General features: G+C 44.5%; 9 protein-coding genes and 1 tRNA gene. 7 read left to right on the forward strand and 3 right to left on the reverse strand.

The window, feature by feature from the left end:
• Positions 1–103: 103 nt before the first annotated feature.
• Entirely contained in the window at positions 104–13,369 is a 13,266-nt protein-coding gene (locus tag ABDV94_RS01255) for an FG-GAP-like repeat-containing protein (protein ID WP_343604073.1), read from the reverse strand.
• Positions 13,370–13,622: 253 nt separating this feature from the next.
• On the opposite strand from ABDV94_RS01255, the gene ABDV94_RS01260 reads away from it, so the two are divergent.
• Entirely contained in the window at positions 13,623–14,099 is a 477-nt protein-coding gene (locus ABDV94_RS01260; protein WP_343604075.1) for an acyl-CoA thioesterase, read from the forward strand.
• Positions 14,100–14,194: 95 nt separating this feature from the next.
• Here ABDV94_RS01260 and ABDV94_RS01265 read toward each other — a convergent pair whose 3' ends face one another.
• Both ABDV94_RS01265 and ABDV94_RS01270 read right to left on the reverse strand, forming a co-directional pair.
• On the reverse strand, positions 14,195–14,701 hold the full coding sequence (locus ABDV94_RS01265; protein WP_343604077.1) for a hypothetical protein: 507 nt from the start codon (positions 14,699–14,701) through the stop codon (positions 14,195–14,197).
• Between the two features lie 104 nt (positions 14,702–14,805).
• Entirely contained in the window at positions 14,806–15,258 is a 453-nt protein-coding gene (locus ABDV94_RS01270; RefSeq protein WP_343604079.1) for a response regulator, read from the reverse strand.
• Between the two features lie 550 nt (positions 15,259–15,808).
• On the opposite strand from ABDV94_RS01270, the gene ABDV94_RS01275 reads away from it, so the two are divergent.
• The 6 genes from ABDV94_RS01275 (at position 15,809) to ABDV94_RS01300 (ending at position 21,780) form a co-directional block, all read left to right on the forward strand.
• Positions 15,809–15,884, forward strand: a tRNA-Lys gene (locus ABDV94_RS01275).
• A 446-nt stretch (positions 15,885–16,330) separates the two neighbouring features.
• Positions 16,331–17,470 (forward strand): hypothetical protein, encoded by a 1,140-nt coding sequence (locus tag ABDV94_RS01280; RefSeq protein ID WP_343604080.1) that lies wholly within the window; start codon positions 16,331–16,333, stop codon positions 17,468–17,470.
• A 585-nt stretch (positions 17,471–18,055) separates the two neighbouring features.
• Positions 18,056–18,814, forward strand: a complete 759-nt coding sequence (locus tag ABDV94_RS01285) for an SDR family oxidoreductase (RefSeq protein WP_343604082.1) — start codon at positions 18,056–18,058, stop codon at positions 18,812–18,814.
• 27 nt (positions 18,815–18,841) lie between these two features.
• Complete coding sequence (locus ABDV94_RS01290; protein ID WP_343604084.1) at positions 18,842–19,759, forward strand: helix-turn-helix domain-containing protein; 918 nt, start codon at positions 18,842–18,844, stop codon at positions 19,757–19,759.
• 247 nt (positions 19,760–20,006) lie between these two features.
• Positions 20,007–20,900 carry a WG repeat-containing protein gene (locus tag ABDV94_RS01295; protein WP_343604086.1) on the forward strand — a complete coding sequence of 298 codons (894 nt, stop codon included), beginning with the start codon at positions 20,007–20,009 and terminating at the stop codon, positions 20,898–20,900.
• Between the two features lie 115 nt (positions 20,901–21,015).
• Positions 21,016–21,780 carry a helix-turn-helix domain-containing protein gene (locus tag ABDV94_RS01300; RefSeq protein WP_343604088.1) on the forward strand — a complete coding sequence of 255 codons (765 nt, stop codon included), beginning with the start codon at positions 21,016–21,018 and terminating at the stop codon, positions 21,778–21,780.
• The last annotated feature ends 9 nt before the right edge of the window (positions 21,781–21,789 follow it).

Consider the following 21,789-nt stretch of genomic DNA (forward strand, 5'->3'; position numbering starts at 1 on the left):
AAGAACCTGCTCACCAATTTTGCATTTCCCGGATCATGCAAAGAGATGATTTTCTGTGTGTATAAAACGAAAACCCCCGGCAAAAAGCCAGGGGTTCTGAAAATTAATGATTGATCACAAGCGGAATCCGTTCGTTGATTTCCTGGTCGGATCGAATTTCGATATAGTAAACTCCGTTGGAGTAATCGCTCAGGTTAAATTCAAGTGCGAAAACACCGGAGTATGATTCGTTGAAGACCATTTTCCCCTGCGCATCGTAAATGATGATCAGGTCCATCGGGTTTCCATTGGATGTAATTTTAAACTGGCCGTTGTTCGGGTTCGGGAAGATTGCGAACGAAGCTTGCTCGTATTCTTTGATTCCGGCACAGTCATTCACGTCGATAATCGTTTGTGCAGTATTCGAACATCCGTTTCCATCTACATACGTATACGTTATGATTGAAGAACCAACTCCGGCAGAAGCAGGGTAGAAGACGTTGTTTGTGATGCCGTTTCCGGAGTAGTTTCCACCTGCAGGAGAGCCATTTGCCGGTGCAAACGGAGCAGCATAAGTACACAAAGCTTCAAACGGATCGATTGATACAACCGGGTTCGGATTCACCATTACATGCACTGTTGCCGAAGAAGAAGAACATCCATAAGCGTTTTGCACCGTAACCCAGTAATTACCTGAAGTGGTTACTGACAATACCTGTCCTACGTAACCGGTCGACCACGTGTTGGTTCCCGTACCGGAAGTGAAGAGGAATAATTCGTCACCCTGGCAGATAGTTGTTGAACCGCTCGGAGTCACCAATGGAACAGCCGGAACCGGGTTCACGGTTACCATCACCGGCGCAGAAGGCTGGGACGGACATCCGGTTTGGTTACCCACTACGGAATATCCTCCGGAAGTTGTTACCGTAATGGTTTGTGTTGTTGCTCCTGTAGACCAGGTACTGTTCGGATCTGAGGAAGTCAGCGTAATGCTGGAACCGTCACAAATTGTTGTTGATCCGGAAGACGAGATTGTCGGGATAGCAGAAACCGGAATTACGGTAATTGTAATCGGGTTGCTGGTTGTTGAACAACCGTTTGCATTCGTATACGTTACGGTATAGTTTCCACTGATCGTTGCATTGATGTTTGGTGTCATTCCTCCTGTCGACCAGATATTTCCGGAAGGATAAGAAGAAGTCAGCGTCACATAAGATCCCTGGCAGATGGTCGTTGCACCGCTTGCCGTAATGGTTGGTGCTGCCGGATTAGCAAGAACTGTTACAGTAATCGGAGCTGATGCCGGAGAAGAACAACCGTTTGCGTCGGTGTAGATGACCGTGTACGTACCGCTTGCCGTTACAACGATATCTTCTGTCGACTCAGCTGTTGACCAGGAGTTGCCACTAGTTGCGGAAGAACTCAGGGTTACTGATCCACCGGCACAGAAAGTGGTAGGGCCGCCAGCTGTGATAACCGGAGCGGCAGGGATCGGATTCACGGTTACTGTTACCGGAGCCGAAGCCGGAGAAACACATCCGTTTGCGTCAGTATGTGTTACTGTAAAGATTCCGCTGTTGCTCACCGTGATGGAATTCGAAGTTGCACCACCGGACCACAAGTTGCCTGAACCGTAAGACGAAGTCAGGGTTACCGAACCACCAGCGCAGAAAGTGATTGGTCCGCTCAGACTCACAACCGGAGCTGTAGGAAGCGGGTTCACACTGATGGTTATTGGCGCTGAGGTAGCAGATGTACATCCGTTTCCGTCAGTAACCGAAACCGTATAATTTCCGGAAATGGAAGCGGTAATCGATTGTGTGATTTCACCTGTCGACCAAATATTTCCAGATGTTGCGGAAGAAGTTAGTATCACGGAAGTTCCCGCGCAGATAGATGTTGAAGATGCAGCCGTAATCACCGGAGTTGCAGGTAACGAATTCACCGTAACAGTTGTTGAAGCAGAGCTTCCGGAAGTACATCCGTTTGTGATCACTTCAACCTGGAATGTTCCGGATGCATTTACCGTGATGGACTGTGTTGTTGCCCCGTTTGACCAAACGTTATTGGTTGGTGAAGACGAAGTCAACGTCACGGAACCACCTGCACAGAATGTGGTCACTCCGCTTGCCGTAATAGTTGGTACGGAAGGAAGTGGATTCACGACTACACTAACCGGAGTGGAAGAGGTAGAAGTACATCCTAGAACGGTTTGCGAAACGCTGTACGAACCACTCGTGCTTACAGTGATAGATGGCGTCATTTCCCCAGTCGACCAGAAATTTCCGGAAGATGCAGAAGACGTCAATGTTACGGAACCACCGTCACAGAATGTAGTTGCACTACTTGCTGTAACCACCGGAGCTGCCGGAATCGGATTCACTGTGATTGTTTCAGAAGCATTTGCGCTGGTACAGCCCAAAGCCGTTACATTCAAGGTATATACACCGCTGGTTGTTACGGTAATTGATGTGCTTGTTGCTCCTGTTGACCAGGTATTTCCTGTTGGAGAAGATGAGGTCAATGTAACCGAACCACCGTCACAGAACGTCGTTGCTCCGTCTGCAGTAATGAACGGTGTTGCCGGAATCGGATTCACTGTTACATTGATGCTGTTTGAAACTGCCGATGTACAAGGCCCGTCAACCACATTTACAAAGTATGTTCCGGATGTGGAAACCGTAATGGATTGTGTGGTTTCTCCTGTTGACCACACGTTTCCTGTTGCGGAAGACGAGGTCAGAACAATTGAACTTCCGTCACAGAACGTTGTTGCGCCACTTGCAGTCACAGTTGGTGTAGCCGGAGTAGGGTTTACCAGTACATCTGTTGAAGCAGAAGCCCCGGAAGAACATCCGAGCAGGATTTGTTCTACCGTATATGATCCGGTTGTTGTCACCGTGATGGATTGCGTTGTTTCACCTGTCGACCACACATTTCCTGTTGAAGCAGAAGAAGTCAGTACAACAGAACCACCAGCCGAACAGAATGTTGTTGGCCCACTTGCTGTAATGGTCGGAACTGCCGGGATCGGGTTCACCGTTACGTTAATTGCTGAAATCGCTGAGGACAAACACCCGAAGGCATTTGTCACTTCCAGTGAATAGGAACCGGAAGTAGTTACTGTAATGGATTGCGCTGTTTCTCCGGTCGACCAGATGTTTCCTGCTGTTGAAGACGAAGTCAATGTTACGGAACCACCGTCACAGAATGTCGTTGGCCCGCTGGTCGTAATGGTCGGAGTAGCAGGAAGCGGGTTCGCTGTCACGACAATCTCGTCCGAAGGGCCGGATGTACAGCCAAGTACGATATGTTCTACGGTATACGATCCGCTGGTTGTAACGATGATGGACTGTGTTGTTTCACCTGTTGACCAAACATTGCCGCTTGAAATGGAAGAAGTCAGTGTAACCGAACCACCGTCACAGAATGTTGTCAAACTACCCGCAGTAACAACCGGAACAATCGGAATTGGATTCACAGTAATGCTGATGCTGTTTGAAACTGCGGAAGTACACGGCCCGTCAACTACTTTCACAGAATATGTTCCTGCAGTTGTTACCGTAATGGATTGCGTTGTTTCTCCGGTCGACCATACATTTCCGGTTGCAGCGGAAGAAGTCAGGATCACGGAATCTCCGTCGCAGAAAGTAGTTGCACCGCCAGCTGTAATCGTTGGCGTAGCCGGAGTAGGGTTCACCAGTACATCTGTTGAAGCAGAAGCCCCGGAAGAACATCCGAGCAGGATTTGCTCCACAGTGTAAGATCCGGTCGTTGTCACCGTGATCGATTGTGTTGTTTCACCTGTCGACCACAAGTTTCCTGTTGAAGCAGAAGAAGTCAATACCACAGAACCGCCGGCAGAACAGAAAGTCGTCGGTCCGCTTGCGGTAATTGTTGGCAAAGCCGGAATTGGATTCACGGTAATGCTGATGCTGTTTGAAACTGCGGAAGTACACGGTCCGTCAACTACGTTCACAGAATATGTTCCTGCAGTCGTTACAGTAATAGATTGCGTTGTTTCACCTGTCGACCATACATTTCCGGTTGCAGCGGAAGAAGTCAGGATCACGGAATCTCCGTCGCAGAAAGTGGTTGCACCACCAGCTGTAATCGTTGGCGTAGCCGGAGTAGGGTTTACCAGTACATCTGTTGAAGCAGAAGCCCCGGAAGAACATCCGAGCAGGATTTGCTCCACAGTGTACGATCCGGTCGTTGTCACTGTGATCGATTGTGTTGTTTCACCTGTCGACCACAAGTTTCCTGTTACAGCCGAAGAGGTCAATACCACAGAACCGCCGGCAGAACAGAAGGTCGTCGGTCCGCTTGCGGTAATCGTTGGCAAAGCCGGAATTGGATTCACAGTAATGCTGATGCTGTTTGAAACTGCGGAAGTACACGGCCCGTCAACTACATTCACAGAATATGTTCCTGCAGTTGTTACAGTAATAGATTGCGTTGTTTCACCTGTTGACCACACATTTCCGGTTGCAGCGGAAGAAGTCAGGATCACGGAATCCCCGTCGCAGAAAGTGGTTGCACCACCAGCTGTAATCGTTGGCGTAGCCGGAGTAGGGTTCACCAATACGTCTGTTGAAGCAGAAGCCCCGGAAGAACATCCGAGCAGGATTTGCTCCACAGTGTACGATCCGGTCGTTGTCACCGTGATCGATTGTGTTGTTTCACCTGTCGACCACAAGTTTCCTGTTGAAGCAGAAGAAGTCAATACCACAGAACCGCCGGCAGAACAGAAGGTCGTCGGTCCGCTTGCGGTAATTGTTGGCAAAGCCGGAATTGGATTCACGGTAATGCTGATGCTGTTTGAAACTGCGGAAGTACACGGCCCGTCAACTACGTTCACGGAATATGTTCCTGCAGTCGTTACAGTAATAGATTGCGTTGTTTCTCCTGTTGACCATACATTTCCGGTTGCAGCGGAAGAAGTCAGGATCACTGAATCTCCGTCGCAGAAAGTAGTTGCACCGCCAGCTGTAATCGTTGGCGTAGCCGGAGTAGGGTTCACCAATACGTCTGTTGAAGCCGAAGCTCCGGAAGAACATCCGAGCAGGATTTGCTCTACAGTATACGATCCGGTCGTTGTCACTGTGATCGATTGCGTTGTTTCACCTGTCGACCACAAGTTTCCTGTTGAAGCAGAAGAAGTCAATACGACAGAACCTCCAGCCGAACAGAAAGTAGTCGGTCCGCTTGCTGTGATTGTTGGAACAGCAGGAATCGGATTCACCGTTACCGCTGTAGATGCCGCCACTGAAGTGGAACATCCGAATGTGTTAGTCACCTGAACGGAATAGGACCCGGAAGTGGTCACATTAATGGATGATGTTGTTGCGCCAGTTGACCACAAATAAGCGTTTTCAGGACTGGAAGTCAACGTTACAGAACCGCCGTCGCAGAAAGTTGTTGCTCCGCCTGCTGTAATAGTCGGAACCGCAGGGTTTGGATTGACCGTAACGGTAGATGCTGTCGTATTAGAACACCCGAATCCGTTAGTTACCTGAACGGAATAAGATCCGGAAGTCGTTACGGTAATCGACTGCGTTGTTTCCCCGGTTGACCACAAATATGCGTTTTCAATGCTGGAAGTTAATGTGACGGAACCTCCGTCACAGAAAGTCGTTGGTCCGCTTGCTGTAATGGTCGGCGTATTCGGATTTGGATTTACTGTAACGACAGTAGCGGCACTTGCCGGACTTTGACAGCCGTTTCCATCCGTTATTTGTACAGTATAAGAACCGCTGTTTGTCACAGTAATGGAAGAAGTGGTTGCCCCGTTTGACCACAAATAAGAGGTTCCTGCACTGGAAGTCAGTGTCACAGAGCCACCTGCACAGAAGGTTGTTGGGCCTCCTGCAGTGATTGTCGGAGCTGTCGGCAACGGATTAACGGTTACGGTAACCGGAGCACTCGGATTACTTTGACATCCCAAACCGTTCACACGTTGTACCGTGAAGGTTCCGGAAGAATCAACTGTAATGGATTGTGTCGTTTGACCGGTTGACCACAGGAAGTAGAATCCGGTAGTACACGTCAGGGTCACCGAACCTCCGTCACAGAAAGTAGTTGGTCCGCTTGCGGAGATAGACGGCGTTGCAACAGTTACATTGACGTTGACAGTTCTCGGAGCACTCGGATTACTTAAACAGCCGAATGCATTCCCAACTTGTACGGTATACGTACCTGCTGTACCAACTGTGATGGATTGTGTTGTTGCCCCGGTCGACCACAAATAAGACGTTCCTGAACTGGATGTCAGGGTAACCGTTTGTCCGAGACAGATAGTGGTTGAGCCGCCTGCTGTAATAGTAGGCGTTGCAGGTTTCGGATTGACGGTGACAGTCGTTGTTGCACTGGAAGTACTCTGACATCCGGAGGCGTTGGTAACTTGCACCGTGTATGTTCCGGAAGCAGTTACGTTAATGGATTGCGTTGTTGCGCCATTCGACCACAAGTAAGAGGTTCCTGTACTGGCAGTTAAAGTCACCGAACTTCCTGAACAGAAAGTTGTTGGGCCGCCTGCTGTAATAGTTGGTGTTGCCGGTAAAGCGTTTACAGTAACGGTAGTAGCCGTACTCGATGCACTTTGACACCCGGAAGCATTTGTAACCTGGACAGTATATGATCCTGCTGTAGTGACAGTGATTGATTGCGTTGTAGCACCATTCGACCACAGGTAAGCAGTTCCGGTGCTGGAAGTTAGCGTCACTGATCCACCTGCACAGAATGTCGTTGCACCACTTGCCGTGATTGTTGGAGTGGAAGGAAGTGCATTAACGACAACTGTTGTCGCTGCACTTGCAGCACTTTGACATCCCGAAGCATTTGTAACCTGGACAGTATATGATCCTGCCGTAGTGACAGTGATTGATTGAGTCGTTTCTCCGGTCGACCATAAGTAAGCAGTTCCGGTGCTGGAAGTTAGCGTCACTGATCCACCTGCACAGAAAGTAGTCGAACCACTTGCAGTGATTGTAGGTGTTACCGGAAGAGCATTAACGACAACAGTTGTTGCTGTACTTGCCGCACTTTGACATCCGGAAGCATTTGTAATCTGGACAGTATATGATCCCGCTGTTGTAACGGTGATGGATTGCGTTGTAGCACCATTCGACCACAAGTAAGCGGTTCCGGTGCTGGAAGTTAGCGTCACTGATCCACCTGCACAGAATGTCGTTGAACCACTTGCCGTGATTGTTGGAGTGGAAGGAAGTGCATTAACGACAACTGTTGTAGCCGCACTTGCAGCACTTTGACATCCCGAAGCGTTTGTAACCTGAACGGTATATGATCCAGCTGTAGTGACAGTGATTGATTGTGTTGTAGCACCATTCGACCACAAGTATGCAGTTCCGGTGCTGGAAGTTAGCGTCACTGATCCACCTGCACAGAATGTCGTTGAACCACTTGCCGTGATTGTTGGAGTGGAAGGAAGTGCATTAACGACAACTGTTGTAGCCGCACTTGCCGCACTTTGACATCCCGAAGCGTTTGTAACCTGGACAGTATATGATCCTGCCGTAGTGACAGTGATTGATTGCGTTGTAGCACCATTCGACCACAAGTAAGCGGTTCCGGTGCTGGAAGTTAGCGTCACTGATCCGCCTGCACAGAAAGTAGTCGAACCACTTGCCGTGATTGTAGGCGTTGCCGGAAGAGCATTAACGACAACAGTTGTCGCCGTACTTGCTGCACTTTGACATCCCGAAGCGTTTGTAACCTGAACGGTATAAGAACCGGCTGTCGTTACGGAGATTGACTGAGTCGTTTCTCCGGTCGACCACAAGTATGCAGTTCCCGTGCTGGAAGTCAGTGTTACTGCCCCACTTGTACAGAAAGTAGTAGCGCCACTTGCAGTGATTGTTGGAGTTGCAGGAGCCGCGTTTACATTTACAGTTGTTGCAAGACTTGCCGCACTTTGACATCCTGAAGCATTTGTAACCTGGACAGTATATGATCCCGCTGTTGTAACGATGATGGATTGCGTCGTAGCACCATTCGACCATAAATAAGACGTTCCCGTGCTGGATGTCAGTGTAACCGAACCGCCTGCACAGAATGTCGTTGAACCACTCGCGGTGATTGTTGGAGTTGCCGGAAGCGAATTAACTGTAACAGTTGTCGCTGTACTCGCTGCACTTTGACATCCTGAAGCATTTGTAACCTGAACGGTATAGGTTCCGGAAGCTGTTACGTTAATGGATTGCGTTGTTGCACCTGTTGACCACAAATAAGCAGTTCCGGTGCTGGAAGTCAGTGTAACCGAACCACCGGTACAGAATGTGGTTGAACCGCCTGCTGTAATAGTTGGAGTGGAAGGAGCAGCATTGACTGTCACAACAACTGCCGCACTTGCTGCACTTTGACACCCCGAAGCATTCGCTACCTGAACGGTGTATGAACCGGAAGTTGTTACGTTAATGGATTGAGTTGTTGCACCTGTTGACCACAAATAAGCAGTTCCGGCGCTGGAAGTTAATGTTACTGATCCACCCGTACAGAATGTTGTTGCTCCACCAGCCGTGATGGATGGCGTGCTCGGAGGTGTTGTTACGGTAACAGTTGTTGGAGTACTTGCCGCGCTCTGACATCCGGAGGCGTTGGTAACTTGCACAGTGTATGTTCCGGAAGCAGTTACGTTAATGGATTGCGTTGTCGCACCGTTTGACCATAAGTATGCCGTTCCTGCGCTGGAAGTCAAGGTAACGGAACCGCCGGTACAGAATGAGGTCGCGCCACTGGCTGTAATTGTTGGAGCTGAAGGAGCTGAATTAACAGTAACAGTCGTGGCAATACTTGCCGCACTCTGGCATCCGGAAGCGTTCGTTACTTGTACGGTATACGATCCTGCTGTTGTAGCGGTAATGGATTGCGTAGTCGCTCCGTTCGACCATAAATAAGACGTTCCGGTGCTGGAAGTCAGTGTAACCGAACCACCGGTACAGAAAGACGTTGGTCCGCCAGCTGTAATGGTCGGAGTGGAAGGAGCTGCGTTTACAGTAACAGTTGCTGCTGCACTGGAAGCACTTTGGCATCCCGAAGCGTTGGTAACTTGTACGGTATACGATCCCGCTGTTGTTGCAGTGATGGATTGCGTTGTCGCGCCATTTGACCACAAATAAGCAGTTCCGGTGCTGGAAGTCAATGTCACTGATCCGCCTGCACAGAATGTCGTTGAACCACCGGCTGTAATGGTTGGAGTTGTCGGCAAGGCGTTCACAGTAACTGTTGTTGCCGCACTTACCGCACTTTGACATCCTGAAGCGTTTGTAACCTGAACCGTATAAGAACCGGCAGTTGTCACCGTAATGGATTGCGTGGTAGCTCCGGTCGACCACAAATAAGCATTCCCGGTGCTGGAAGTCAATGTCACCGAACCTCCCGTACAGAAAGTTGTTGATCCGCTTGCAGTGATTGTTGGGGTTGCAGGAGCCGCATTGACTGTAACCGTCGTTGCAGTACTGGCTGCACTCTGACATCCGGAAGCATTGGTAACTTGTACGGTATACGATCCCGCTGTTGTCGCAGTAATGGATTGTGTTGTCGCACCGTTTGACCACAGGTAAGCAGTTCCTGCGCTGGAAGTCAATGTAACTGATCCGCCCGAACAGAATGATGTTGTCCCGCCTGCGGTAATGGTCGGAGTTGCAGGAGCTGTGTTCACAGTAACAGTTGTAGCTGCACTAGCCACACTCTGACATCCGGAAGCATTCGTTACCTGAACAGAATAGGTTCCCGCTGTAGTCACAGTAATGGATTGAGTTGTTGCGCCGTTTGACCACAAGTATGAGTTCCCGGTGCTGGAAGTCAGTGTCACCGAACCTCCGGTACAGAATGTCGTTGTCCCGCCTGCGGTAATGGTCGGAGTTGCAGGAGCTGTGTTCACAGTAACAGTTGTTGCAAGACTTGCCGCACTTTGACATCCCGCTGCGTTTGTCACCTGAACGGTATAAGAACCGGCAGTCGTCACGGTAATAGATTGTGTTGTCGCACCGTTTGACCATAAATAAGACGTTCCCGTGCTGGAAGTCAGTACAACCGAACCTCCGGTACAGAAAGACGTTGGTCCGCCAGCTGTAATCGTCGGAGTGGAAGGAGCAGCGCTCACAGTAACAGTTGTGGCTACGCTTGCCGGACTCTGACATCCCGCTGCGTTTGTCACCTGAACCGTATACGATCCCGAATTGGTCACGGTAATGGATTGTGTCGTAGCACCATTCGACCACAAATAAGCAGTTCCTGTGCTGGAAGTCAGCGTTACAGAACCACCCGTACAGAACGTTGTTGCTCCGCTTGCCGTGATAGTCGGTGCAGATGGTGCTGCAGATGTGGTCACCGTTACCGGTGATGAGTTGGAAGAGGTACATGAACCGTTATCCAAGTGTACATAGTATGACCCTGCGGTACTTACTGTAATGGATTGGGTGGTTGCTCCTGTAGACCAGATATTGTTTGCTGTTGAAGACGATGTTAATGTAACGGTATTTCCCGCACATAAATTGACAGGTCCTGCAGGTGAAATAGTCGGTGTTGACAAAGTCGACCCGACTGTCACCACAATGGAATTTGAAACCAGCGGAGTACAAGCCCCGACAGTGTTCGTAACCGTATACGTTCCAGGTGTTGACACCGTAATAGAAGGAGTGGTAGCTCCGTTCGACCAGGTAATGTTTGTGGTAACGCTGGAAGTCAGAGTCACTGATCCGCCTGAACAGAATGTCGTAGGGCCGCCAGCCGTAATCATAGGTGTTTGGCTCACTGTAACAGTAATCCCAGTTGATGGAGCAGAGGTACATCCTGTCGACGTATATGTTACGGTATAAATTCCGGAGGAAGTTGCTGTATAGGTTGTTCCGGTAGCTCCCGGAATAGCATATCCATCCTTGTACCACTGATTTCCGGTAGCTTGAGAAGAAGTCAGAACGACAGAACCACCTGCACAAAGTGTAGTAGAACCACCCGCGGTAACAGTTGGTGCAGAAGGGCCTGCCGTTACAGAAACAACCAGTGAGTTGGAACTGCTTGAACACCACTCACTCCAGGAAGAAGAAGTGGTTGTGTAGTATGTTCCCGCAGTTGTTGCGCTGATTGATTGTGTGGTTTCCGAATTGGGGCTCCAGTTGTACCAAAGTGCAGAGGTCGAGTTCAGCGCTACGGAGTTTCCGTTACAGAAAGACAAGGCCCCTCCGGCAGTGATTTTCGGAGTGGTGTTGAATAAGATGTTGACGCTTTTGTTGAATGAGTTCGTAATAGCGGCATCGATTCGGGTATCGTTATTGAAATCTCCTACAACCAGTGCTTTTGGTAAAACTTCAGACGTAAAGCGTTTGATGCTGGTTGGATATGTACTATAATTGAAAGCTGCGTTACTGGAAGTATTTCCCATTAAGACAATCGCATTTCCGCTTGTTCCGGAAGCTTCGCTGTATAAGGTCATAACATCCAGTTTCCCATCGCTGTTTGCATCCAGGAGTTTGATGTCTAAAGGTCCGGATGGAGTGGGAGAAGGAATGGAGTAGGTGGTATTGGTCAAAGTTCCGGAAGCATTAAAGAGTCTGCCGACACCTCCAGAACCCAATACAACTACATCAATATCGCCGTCCCCGTCAAAATCTCCTGCATCGATTGCCACCGGCCCGGTGACTGTTGTCGTTACACCGGTAGAAGTGAAGGTCCCCGTACCGTCATTTGTTAAACGGCTGATATTGTTGGAACCTTTATTTGCAACCACGATATCCTGGTCTCCGTCAGCGTCGCGGTCAAAAATAACCAGCCCGACAGGTGTGGTGCCGACCGTAATGGATGTTGCTGCTCCGAAACTGCTCCCACTGCTTGAAAACAGGGTAGATATGGCATTGGAACTTTGGTTTGCAACAGCAATATCCAGAAATGCATCGCCGTTCAATAATCCGAGTTTAACCGCAACAGGGCCTGCACCGGCAGGGTAAGCAACACCGGCAGAAAAACCTCCCGTTCCATTTCCGTAAAAAACAGAAACCTGGTTCGAAGTACTGTCTGCTGTAACAACGTCCATTTTTCCGTCGTTGTTCAAATCCCCTGAAATGATCGAAACCGGATTGGTTCCGGTTGCATATGTTGCTCCTAAAGTAAATCCGCCGCTTCCGTTACCGAGTAAAATACCGAAAGAGTTCGCGGCCGGATTGGTGAAGACGAGGTCTTTGTTTCCGTCGTTGTTGAAATCGTTGGTGTGAATGCTCCGGGCATTCGTCCCGACGGTGTGGAGATCGGGGAGCACGTAGTTGTTTGCCGCATTCCCGATATAAGAGTTGACATACGTTCCGGTATAGTTACAGGAGACAATGTCTTCGTGTGAATCTGATTTGAAATTCCCGGTGATGACATTGTAGGGAGATCCGGGACATTGGCTGGTTTGGTTCAGTGTGAGTGTTCCGGATGCGCTTCCGTAGAAAATTTGCATCGAGGAAGAAGCCTGGTTGACAATGATGATGTCCTTGTGGGAATCGCCATTGATATCGTAGCTCGTAATTCCCGTGGGGCCGGTATCTGTATTGTAAGCTGTGGCGGTACTCAATACACCGGAACCATTGTTGAGAAAGACGGTGATGGTATTTGCATCTTTATTGGTGTTGACAACGTCCATATCTCCATCGTTGTCGAGATCTGTCACCGTTAAGCTGAAGGGATTGGTTCCTGCCGTATAATTGGTTCCGTTGAGGAAGTTTCCCAATGATGCTGCGTTGTTCAGACAAACACCGATTCCGTTACTTCCGGAAGTGACTACATCCAGGTGACCGTCTCCGTTCATGTCTGCAAGCCGCAGGTTGGAGAGTGTTCCGGCGATATTGTAGTTGGTTGATACGAGCGTAAACGTTTCCGGAGCACCTGTATTTGCGAGCAATACGCGGACAAAACTTCCGGTTGAGGTAACAATATCCTTGAGTCCGTCCTCATTCACGTCGCCCACGGCAATCATTTTCGGGTAACTGAGTACGTAGCTCGTCAAACTATCGAAAACCCCGTTTCCCTGCCCCAGGTAAATGGTAATTCCCGTTTGATGGGCAGTTGCCAAATCCAGATTTCCGTCACCGTCAAAATCGGCATTTTCGAGGTAATTCGTATTTCGCCCGCCGCTGTTGCTGATTGGAGCCGCGAATTTTCCATTCCCCAATCCTTTCAGAAAGGCAATCTTGTTGGTGTATCCTGCGGTGGCACTGGTGGTAACAATATCCAGTTGTCCATCGTTGTCAAAATCGCCCTTCGTAATACCCCAGGAGAGATTGTGTCCTTTGTTGAAAGAAACGTCATTACCGGAACTAAAGCAGGCGCTTGGAGTTTGCGACCATGCAGAAAGAGCTATCATGGAGAATGATAGGAAATAAAGTAGTTTTTTCATATCCGTCGAGTCAAGGTAACAGGAAGTGTGTGTATCAGTTTCTAGTTTTTCAAACCGAAGATAGTTCTTTTTTTAACAAATTATAACGCACATTTGCGTTTCGGTAAAAAATGCTAAATCGAATTATTCTCAGCCTTTCAGTTTCAACACTTTTGGGACGAAAAAAAAATCAACAGGTTGCAATTTTGTTAAGAATCGAACAGGAAATGAAAATAATCGAATTAAAACAAACTATGTTAGTACATTCGTCGCTATGCAAGATAAAATTACATTTCAGTTCGTCAGTGAGCCGACGGATGTGAATTTTGGAGGAAAAGTCCACGGAGGATCGGTTATGAAATGGATCGATCAGGCGGCCTATTCCTGTGCTTCCACGTGGTCGGAAGGATATTGTGTAACGGTTTATGTTGGAGGCATCCGCTTTTTTAAACCGATTCACATCGGGAGTTTGGTGAAAATCCAGGCGCGCGTGATCTACACCGGGAAAACCAGCATCCACATTGCGGTTGATGTGTTCTCCCGCAAAATGAGCGAACATAAATTCGAAAAGACAACCCATTGTGTGATCGTCTTTGTTTCTGTGGATGAAAAAGGAAATCCTAAGCCGACCAACCAGTGGGTTCCGGACACGGAGCGGGAAAGACAGTTGCAGCAATACGCGATCCGTTTGATGGAACTACGGAAGGACATTGAAGTCGAAATGGGACCTCATCTGAAGGATTTGTTTTAACGTTCGGGCGCTGACAGGTTTAAAGCGTTGAATCGTTCAAAAGGTTCAACGCTTTAAATCGCATGTTTTGAACCTTTTGAACGTTGTAATCATCATCAGGATTGTTGCAAAAACGTTTTATATTTCTTCCCGTTCCAATAAATCACCAGGCTGTTGGTTTCACTTCGGATGAGTTGAATTCCCGGGTATTTCAGCGTGATTTTCTTTTTGTTTCCGTCGTTCATGATATACCTGTTGCGGTACACAAACCAGCGTTTGGTCCAGGAAAGATTCGTACCCATATCCGTTGCAGTTCCGCATCCGATTACGTAAACCAGGTTTTTGACGTTGTTAATGATCATGATCCCTTTAGTCTTATCGATCTTGTTTTCCACGAAGAAGGCAATATCCACCTGGTTATCCCCGGTGAAATCTGCTTCGAAATAGAAGGGATTGAAATCGGTGAGAATCTGGTGTTTTTGTGCCATTTCCGATTTTTCCAAAACGGGTTTTACCCAATTGGGAATGTTGTTTTGAATGAGAAGAGAATCGACCTGGCCGATGCTGAAGTTTAAAATTCCGCTGATCCAAAGAAAAGCTGTACTTAGTATGATTGTTTTCATAAACTGAAGATTAGAGTTTTACTAAATCTACCAGTTTACGGAGTACTTTTCCCGTCAAAAACCTGAATGGTCTGAGCTATTTATTCAAGGGGGGCTCAAGCACTTTAATTGTTTTTGGGAATATTCAATTGATAGGGAAAATCCGGGTTGTTCAGCGTCTGCTGGATGACCATCAATGAAAGCTCCATCAATTCGTTGTTTTTAAAGATGATTCCATCGGCACCGGCATCCAGGCAGGAGCGGAGGATAAACGAATTGTTTTCGTCCGTCACTATATAGACTTTCGCCAGCGACGTTTGTCTTTTGATTTTATCCATTACGTCGAGCCCGGTGAGGTTCGAACCCAGGTTGTAATCCAGGAACGAAATGGAGTGGATAGCTGGCAGGTCAGAAAGGAATGCTTTCGAATCAGTATAGGTACTGATTTTGAAATGATTTTGATGCAGGGAGTATGCGGTGAGCAATTCTCTCTCCAGTTGCAGCTTATACAGCGTGGTATAAAATGGGTTGTCATCCAGTACCTGGATACGCAAACCGAAAAACGGGAGCTTTTCCATGACTTTACTTTTTTATGTGTTAACATTCGGTGCGACGAATCGCATGCTAAACTTGCCTGATCCGCATTCGTACCAGTATAAATCAAGTTGCAGTTTGTTCTATTCTACTTAACTCATATCAAAAGCTAAGTTTTTACCCGTGCTGAGTGATCTATAACAATTATGATTTCCTCACGGTTGTCTGTTTTCACAGATCAACGCTCTCCCCATTCCGAAATTCGTACCGAAGAAAGTCAACAAATGTTAAAGCCTTTTTCCAGTAAGCGTTTCAGGGGAGAAGTGTTTTTTGGCCAAAACGGCAGATTGCTCCGATTTGAAAGAAGCATTTTCATTTTGAAAAAAAATCGTGAGTATTACTATTGGGGGATATTTCGGGAGGATCGATCAAAAAAGTGAAAAAAAGATTGCGAATTTTGAGGCTTAAATTCAGGGGGTTAGAAAAAATCATGAAAAAAACTTTCATTTTTTTCGCCAAAGCGCTTGCATAAACACAAAAGATACCTATCTTTGCACCCGCAATCACGAACGAGTGAGGCCAACGAAAAAATAAGATTCCGTAGCTCAGCTGGTAGAGCAATACACTTTTAATGTATGGGTCCTGGGTTCGAATCCCAGCGGGATCACCACAAAAAGAAAAGCCTTGACGATTTATCGTTGAGGCTTTTCTTTTTGTACATCATTCTCGTTCTCAGTCCCATTCTGTCTGGCTTTTCTTTTTGCAGAGCGAGAGCGGAGAGTGAGAATGAGGAAGAGAATCTGTGTTCGAAACTGAGATTCTGTTTTCCTGCCTTGCGAGGAGGGTGGCGAAGCAAAATCTCCTGAAAAACCTTGATTTTAGTGTGTTTTCCTATCGAATCGAAGTCGTTCGAATCCCATTGGGTTTTAGGAATAATTTCTTTCCGGAATTTTTTAAACAGTGAGTTGATTTTCAGAATTATTGTTTAGTATTGAAGCAATAACGTAACGAAGGCTATTCGCAAAACATCTGAAATTCAGGATAAAATCCGATTTTAATTGCTTTTAAGTAGTTTGGGTTGCGCATAGATAATAAGTTATGTAAAATTTTAAACTTATGACTAAAGAAATTGCTTTTGGAATTGGATGCTTTAACTTCAAACCGGCTAAACAAATACCTTTTGAGTTTAAGACAAATGTGTATCTCGAAAAATTGAAAGCTTGTTTAGCTCAAATACCCAATCTTAACAATTTTATATATTCATTTGATGATGAAACTCTTTCTGAAACACTTAAAGTAAATGAGGAGTTACCAAACATTACTTTGGATGGGGATTATTTCCCTTATTTGTCTTTTTCTGAAATTGAATTTGAACTTTACATTCCAGAAAGAGTTCAAGTAGATATTACTGGATATGAAGCCAAACATTTAAGAACTTATTCGGAAACGTTTAAAGTTTCAGTCCATTATAACTATCATTTTCCAGTATCCATCGTTCAAATATTAAATCCTTCAAAAGAGCCAGACCCATCATTGGCAGTTCGGATAGTAAGAGAATTTTTAAGAAACGAAATTGCTAAGATTAAAAATTCTGAAATAGAATTTGAATCACTTGGACCAAGCCCATTTCATGTTGATTGTTATCTAAAACCTGAAATTGATGTGCATGAAGATGATTGGCTTTTCGATGTTCGTGAATTAACACAAAAAGGGTTTGATAAAGTCACAATTAATTATAATTCAAAAGAATTTTCTGATGCCAATGAAGCGCTTGATTTACTCAAAGAGGATATTGTGGATGAATTTGGATATTGTTATAAATTTATATCAATTCAAAATCAAAAACGACAATTTTGGTCGGAAATACATGAATTAGTTGATGAATTGATTATTATTCAAAAAGCAAAAGGGATAAAAGGATTTTTTCAAAGACTTTTTAGAAGATCTTCAAAAATTAATACTTTATTCACTGAAATTGCAGATTTTGAAGGTTTACAAATTGCGACTAATGGTCTAAAGCAGTATGAATACAACGAGATTTACAGAGCCAATGATCAAACATTTTTTCAAAAATATATTGATGAAAATCTTGAAGAAAAATATGGATATCCGGTCAAAGAAATGTCTGAACTTATTTCTTTTTTTGAAAGCAGAAGAGTTAAAAGCATTGAATTAATAATAGCAATTGTAGCATCCATTATTGGTGGGGTTATCGGTGCAGTAGCGACAATGATGCTTTCTGGAAAATCTATATAACACCAAATAAATAAAAGTACCTAATGAAATTAGCTTTACTGAGTCGGCTTTTCAAAAGCTAAATCACTTTTTATATTTGAGAAGGTGGCTTTGTCTATCTGTAAAACGTTCGCGTTTAAAAAACACTTTGCTTACTCTTAGGACAAAGTCTAGTGAGATGGCAAATAAAAAACAGCATGAGTATTTAAAGTACTAGATCTAAAGTAAACTTTTCAAATCTTTCAGTAAACAGTTCGAACTATCTCTCATCAGGATCACCACAAAAAGAAAAGCCTTGATAATTTATTTATCGAGGCTTTCTTTTTGTACATCATTCTCGTTCTGCTTCTCATTCTGCCTGGCTTTTCTTTTTCAGAGTGAGAGCGGAGAGTGAGAATGAGGAAGAGATTTGTGTTCGAGGTTTCGATTGAACTTCCTTCTCTACTTTTTTAATTCAAACCGCTTCTGATTTAACTGGCTTTCAGACAAAATTTCTTTTCAACCAATTATTAATTTGACGATTTTGATACAAAATTCCCCAATTGGGTTACATCTGGTAATTGATGTGTAATGACCTTTGAACGTCAAATTTAAAAGAGAATAAAAATGAAAAAGGCCTTAATTACAGGAGCCAACAAAGGAATTGGTTTAGAAGTAGCGAGACAACTTTTACAAAAAGGATATTATGTTTACTTGGGTAGTCGTAATTTAAAAAACGGCGAAATAGCAGTAGAGAGCTTAAAAGGGGAAGGACTTACAAATGCAGAAGCTGTTGAATTGGATGTAACAAGTCAAAATTCCGTAAATTCTGCTCGTATTGAAATTGAAAAAAAAACAGATGTGTTAGATGTACTGATCAATAATGCAGGAATTAACGGAGTAAAGTTTGACGGAAATACACCTATAATGCACACGGCCACAGATACGAGTGTCGCGGTATTTAAAGAAGTTTACGAGGTAAATGTCTATGGCGTAATCAGAACGACACAAGCATTTTTAGACTTACTAAAGAAATCGTCGGCACCCCGTATTGTGATGGTGAGTTCAAGTCAAGGTTCACTTGCATTGCACAGCGATCCAACCTTTATTCATTACAAATTCAAAGGGGCTGTTTATCAATCTTCAAAATCAGCATTGAATATGTACACCATTGTTTTGGCATACGAACTGCGGGATTTTCCTTTTAAAGTCAATGCGGTTAGTCCGGGTTCTACAAAAACAGATTTTAATCATCATCTTGGAGCTGGATCAGTAGAAGTTGCAGGAAACCGGATTGTAAAATATGCCCTTATAGGTAAAGATGGGCCAACTGGTAAGTTTTTCTCTGAAGATATGCAAACCGAAACGGGAGAAATTCCTTGGTAGGATCAGACATTTTGGATAATTTACGCCATGAAAAAGAATGAAAATGCACCCTATAATTACGATTCTTTAACTGAATTACATCGTAAGCTCGGGCTTCCACAACCCTTGCATCCTTTGATCAGTTTATTCAACAATGTCCATCAAAAGATAGATTATAGCAATCTACCCGATTTGCATACTTCTACTTTTTATAAAATCTCGTTAAAAACAACTATTCGGGGACAATTGAAATATGGACAAAGTTATTACGACTTTCAAGAAGGAGGGTTAATTTTCGTTTCACCGAATCAACTGACTGCAAATGACGAAAACAATGGAGATCATTCGGGATATACATTAATCTTTCATCCTGACTTTTTATTGACTTATCCGCTGGCTAAGAAAATTAAACAATATGGATTCTTTTCCTATTCAACGAACGAAGCCTTGCACCTTTCAGATAAAGAAAAGGAAACTATTATTTCCATATTTAAAAATATTGAGGAAGAGTTACAAAATAGGATTGATGATTTTAGCCAGGATATAATTATTTCACAAATTGAATCATTACTAAATTATAGCAACCGTTTTTACAAGCGACAATTTATCACTAGAAAAGCTGTAAATAATGACTTGCTGCAAAAGACAGAAGAATTATTGGACCATTATTTCAATGATGAAAATTTAATAAGTCAAGGAATACCTACTGTTCAGTATCTTTCCGAACAGCTGCATTTGTCACCTGGTTATTTAAGTGATATGTTACGTTCTTTAATTGGACAAAATGCACAACAACTCATACAGGATAAGCTTATTGAAAAAGCGAAAGAGCGGTTATCAACAACCAACTTGTCGGTTTCAGAAATTGCATATGAATTAGGTTTTGAGTATTCGCAATCGTTTAGCCGATTATTCAAGACTAAAACAAATCTTTCGCCATTAAAATTCAGAAGAACATTTAATTAAAGGAATAAAATTGTTTATTGGAATCTCATCAAATCCCCCACCAAACAGTTCGAAATAGCTCTCATTAGGTTCGCAAAAAAAGGGTATTATGGCAGTAGTTCGCTTTTTCTTTTTACCTTCAATGTTCTATCTTCTTGCGACTTTCCTGGAAATGCTTTTCTTTCCGGTTGAAGCGTGAGAGTTGAGATTGGTGGTTTGCCCGACAACGATTTGAATGGATCACTTAATCACAAATAATAGAAACTGTATGAAAAATATCTCCCTGGTAATAGCAACGCTCTTCATCTCCGGATTGAGTTTCGGACAAAAATTAGTAGTATATAGAGAAAAGTTCAAAATAGGATTTCAAGATAGTTCAGGGAATGTTATTGTTCCTGCAAAATATAGCTTTGTGGAGAGGTTTTCAGAAGGATTAGCAGCAGTGTGCTTAAAAGACAAATGGGGATTTGTTAATCAAGCCGGGAAGGAAATAATACCCCTTAAGTATGACAATGTATGGAGTTTTTCAGATGGGTTAGCTCGTGTAGGCAAAAAAGGTCGTTACGGTTTTATTGATGTTACAGGTAAAACAATTATCCCATTAAAATATAGTAATGCATTGCGTTTTTCGAATGGATTTACTCAAGTGGAACGAAACGGAAAATGGGGTATTATTAACCTTGCGGGAAAAGTGGTTGCTCCTTTAAAATACGATAACATAGGTGTCAGTGGATTTTATAATGGATTTGCTCTTGTTGAGAAAAATGGCAAGTGGGGATGTATTGACACAACGGGAAAAGAAGTCATTCCTGTACGCTATAATGACATTGCCTATTTTGAAGAAGGTTTTGCTGCTGTAAAAATCGGTGAGAAATGGGGATTTATAGATCAAACCGGAAAGGTGGTCATTGCCCCAAAGTACGATGAAGCTTTTTTCTTTGACAATGGACTCGCACTGGTGAAACTAGGGAAAGATTCATCCTCCGATGTAAGATATGGATTTATTGATAAAACGGGAGCGGTGGTTGTTCCGATAATTTATGATGAGGCAAAAGTCATTAGCATCAATGTAAACGGTTTGTATCCGGAAGGGGCGTGTGCCTGGCTGCGACTGGGGAATAAAAAAATATTCATTGATAAAAACGGAACGGAAATTAAGTAATAGTTTCCCAAGAAAATTGTGATAAAGACCCCCTCTAAATTCTGGTACAAGACCTGAAAATTTAAACTCACTATTTTGATTGCGCATCCAATGTTGATTTATTCTATATTTTAAAATGAAATTTGAGAAACATTTTCCGACGGAAAGATTAAAGCCCTACATCAAATATTTGGTAGTGTCGGAGAATGAATTGCAACGTGAATACAACGTATTTCCGTCCTCGGGGCTGGTAATTGGTTTCCAATACAAAGGACAGCTTGCAACGTTCAAAAATGGCAAGGAAGATAAACTGGAATCGGCAGGTATTACAGGTATTTCAGACAGTTACAAAACCTTTAAAAATTCGGTAGGCATCGGAACCATTCTGGTTTACTTTTCCGAAATCGGCTTTAGCCATTTTACTGCACATCCCGCCAATGAACTTTTTAATTTGAGCCTTTCGCTGGATGCTATTTTTAGCAAGGACAAAGTTGCGCAAGTAGAGGATGAATTGGCCATAGCCACTACCGACAGCAAGCGCATAAAAATAGTTGAACAATTCCTGATTTCGCAACTGAGGGACATTGAATCCGATAAACTGATTGTGGAAGCCGTAAAACTCATTTACCAGAGCAAGGGAACTATCCGTATCAAAGAGCTGAACGAAAAATTGTTTATCAGCCAAAGCCCGTTTGAAAAGAGATTCAGGAAAGTGGTCGGGACAACCGCCAAAAAATTCGCTTCCATTGTCCGTTTCAATGCGGTGCTAGACAATTTGGACAAGACCAAAACGCTGACTGAAATCTGTTACGAAAACAATTTCTTTGACCAGGCCCATTTCATCAAAGACTTTAAACAATTTACAGGCGATACGCCGGATAGCTTTAAACGGTTTTTGTAGAAAAACGAT

The sequence above is a fragment of the Fluviicola sp. genome (assembly GCF_039596355.1).
GTDB lineage: Bacteria > Bacteroidota > Bacteroidia > Flavobacteriales_D > Crocinitomicaceae > Fluviicola.

Excerpts from the sequence above, each read along its gene's own strand:
- ABDV94_RS01255 (WP_343604073.1), bottom strand. The coding sequence starts at position 13,369 with ATGAAAAAACTACTTTATTTCCTATCATTCTCCATGATAGCTCTTTCT.
- ABDV94_RS01260 (WP_343604075.1), top strand. The coding sequence starts at position 13,623 with ATGCAAGATAAAATTACATTTCAGTTCGTCAGTGAGCCGACGGATGTG.
- ABDV94_RS01265 (WP_343604077.1), bottom strand. The coding sequence starts at position 14,701 with ATGAAAACAATCATACTAAGTACAGCTTTTCTTTGGATCAGCGGAATT.
- ABDV94_RS01270 (WP_343604079.1), bottom strand. The coding sequence starts at position 15,258 with ATGGAAAAGCTCCCGTTTTTCGGTTTGCGTATCCAGGTACTGGATGAC.
- ABDV94_RS01280 (WP_343604080.1), top strand. The coding sequence starts at position 16,331 with ATGACTAAAGAAATTGCTTTTGGAATTGGATGCTTTAACTTCAAACCG.
- ABDV94_RS01285 (WP_343604082.1), top strand. The coding sequence starts at position 18,056 with ATGAAAAAGGCCTTAATTACAGGAGCCAACAAAGGAATTGGTTTAGAA.
- ABDV94_RS01290 (WP_343604084.1), top strand. The coding sequence starts at position 18,842 with ATGAAAAAGAATGAAAATGCACCCTATAATTACGATTCTTTAACTGAA.
- ABDV94_RS01295 (WP_343604086.1), top strand. The coding sequence starts at position 20,007 with ATGAAAAATATCTCCCTGGTAATAGCAACGCTCTTCATCTCCGGATTG.
- ABDV94_RS01300 (WP_343604088.1), top strand. The coding sequence starts at position 21,016 with ATGAAATTTGAGAAACATTTTCCGACGGAAAGATTAAAGCCCTACATC.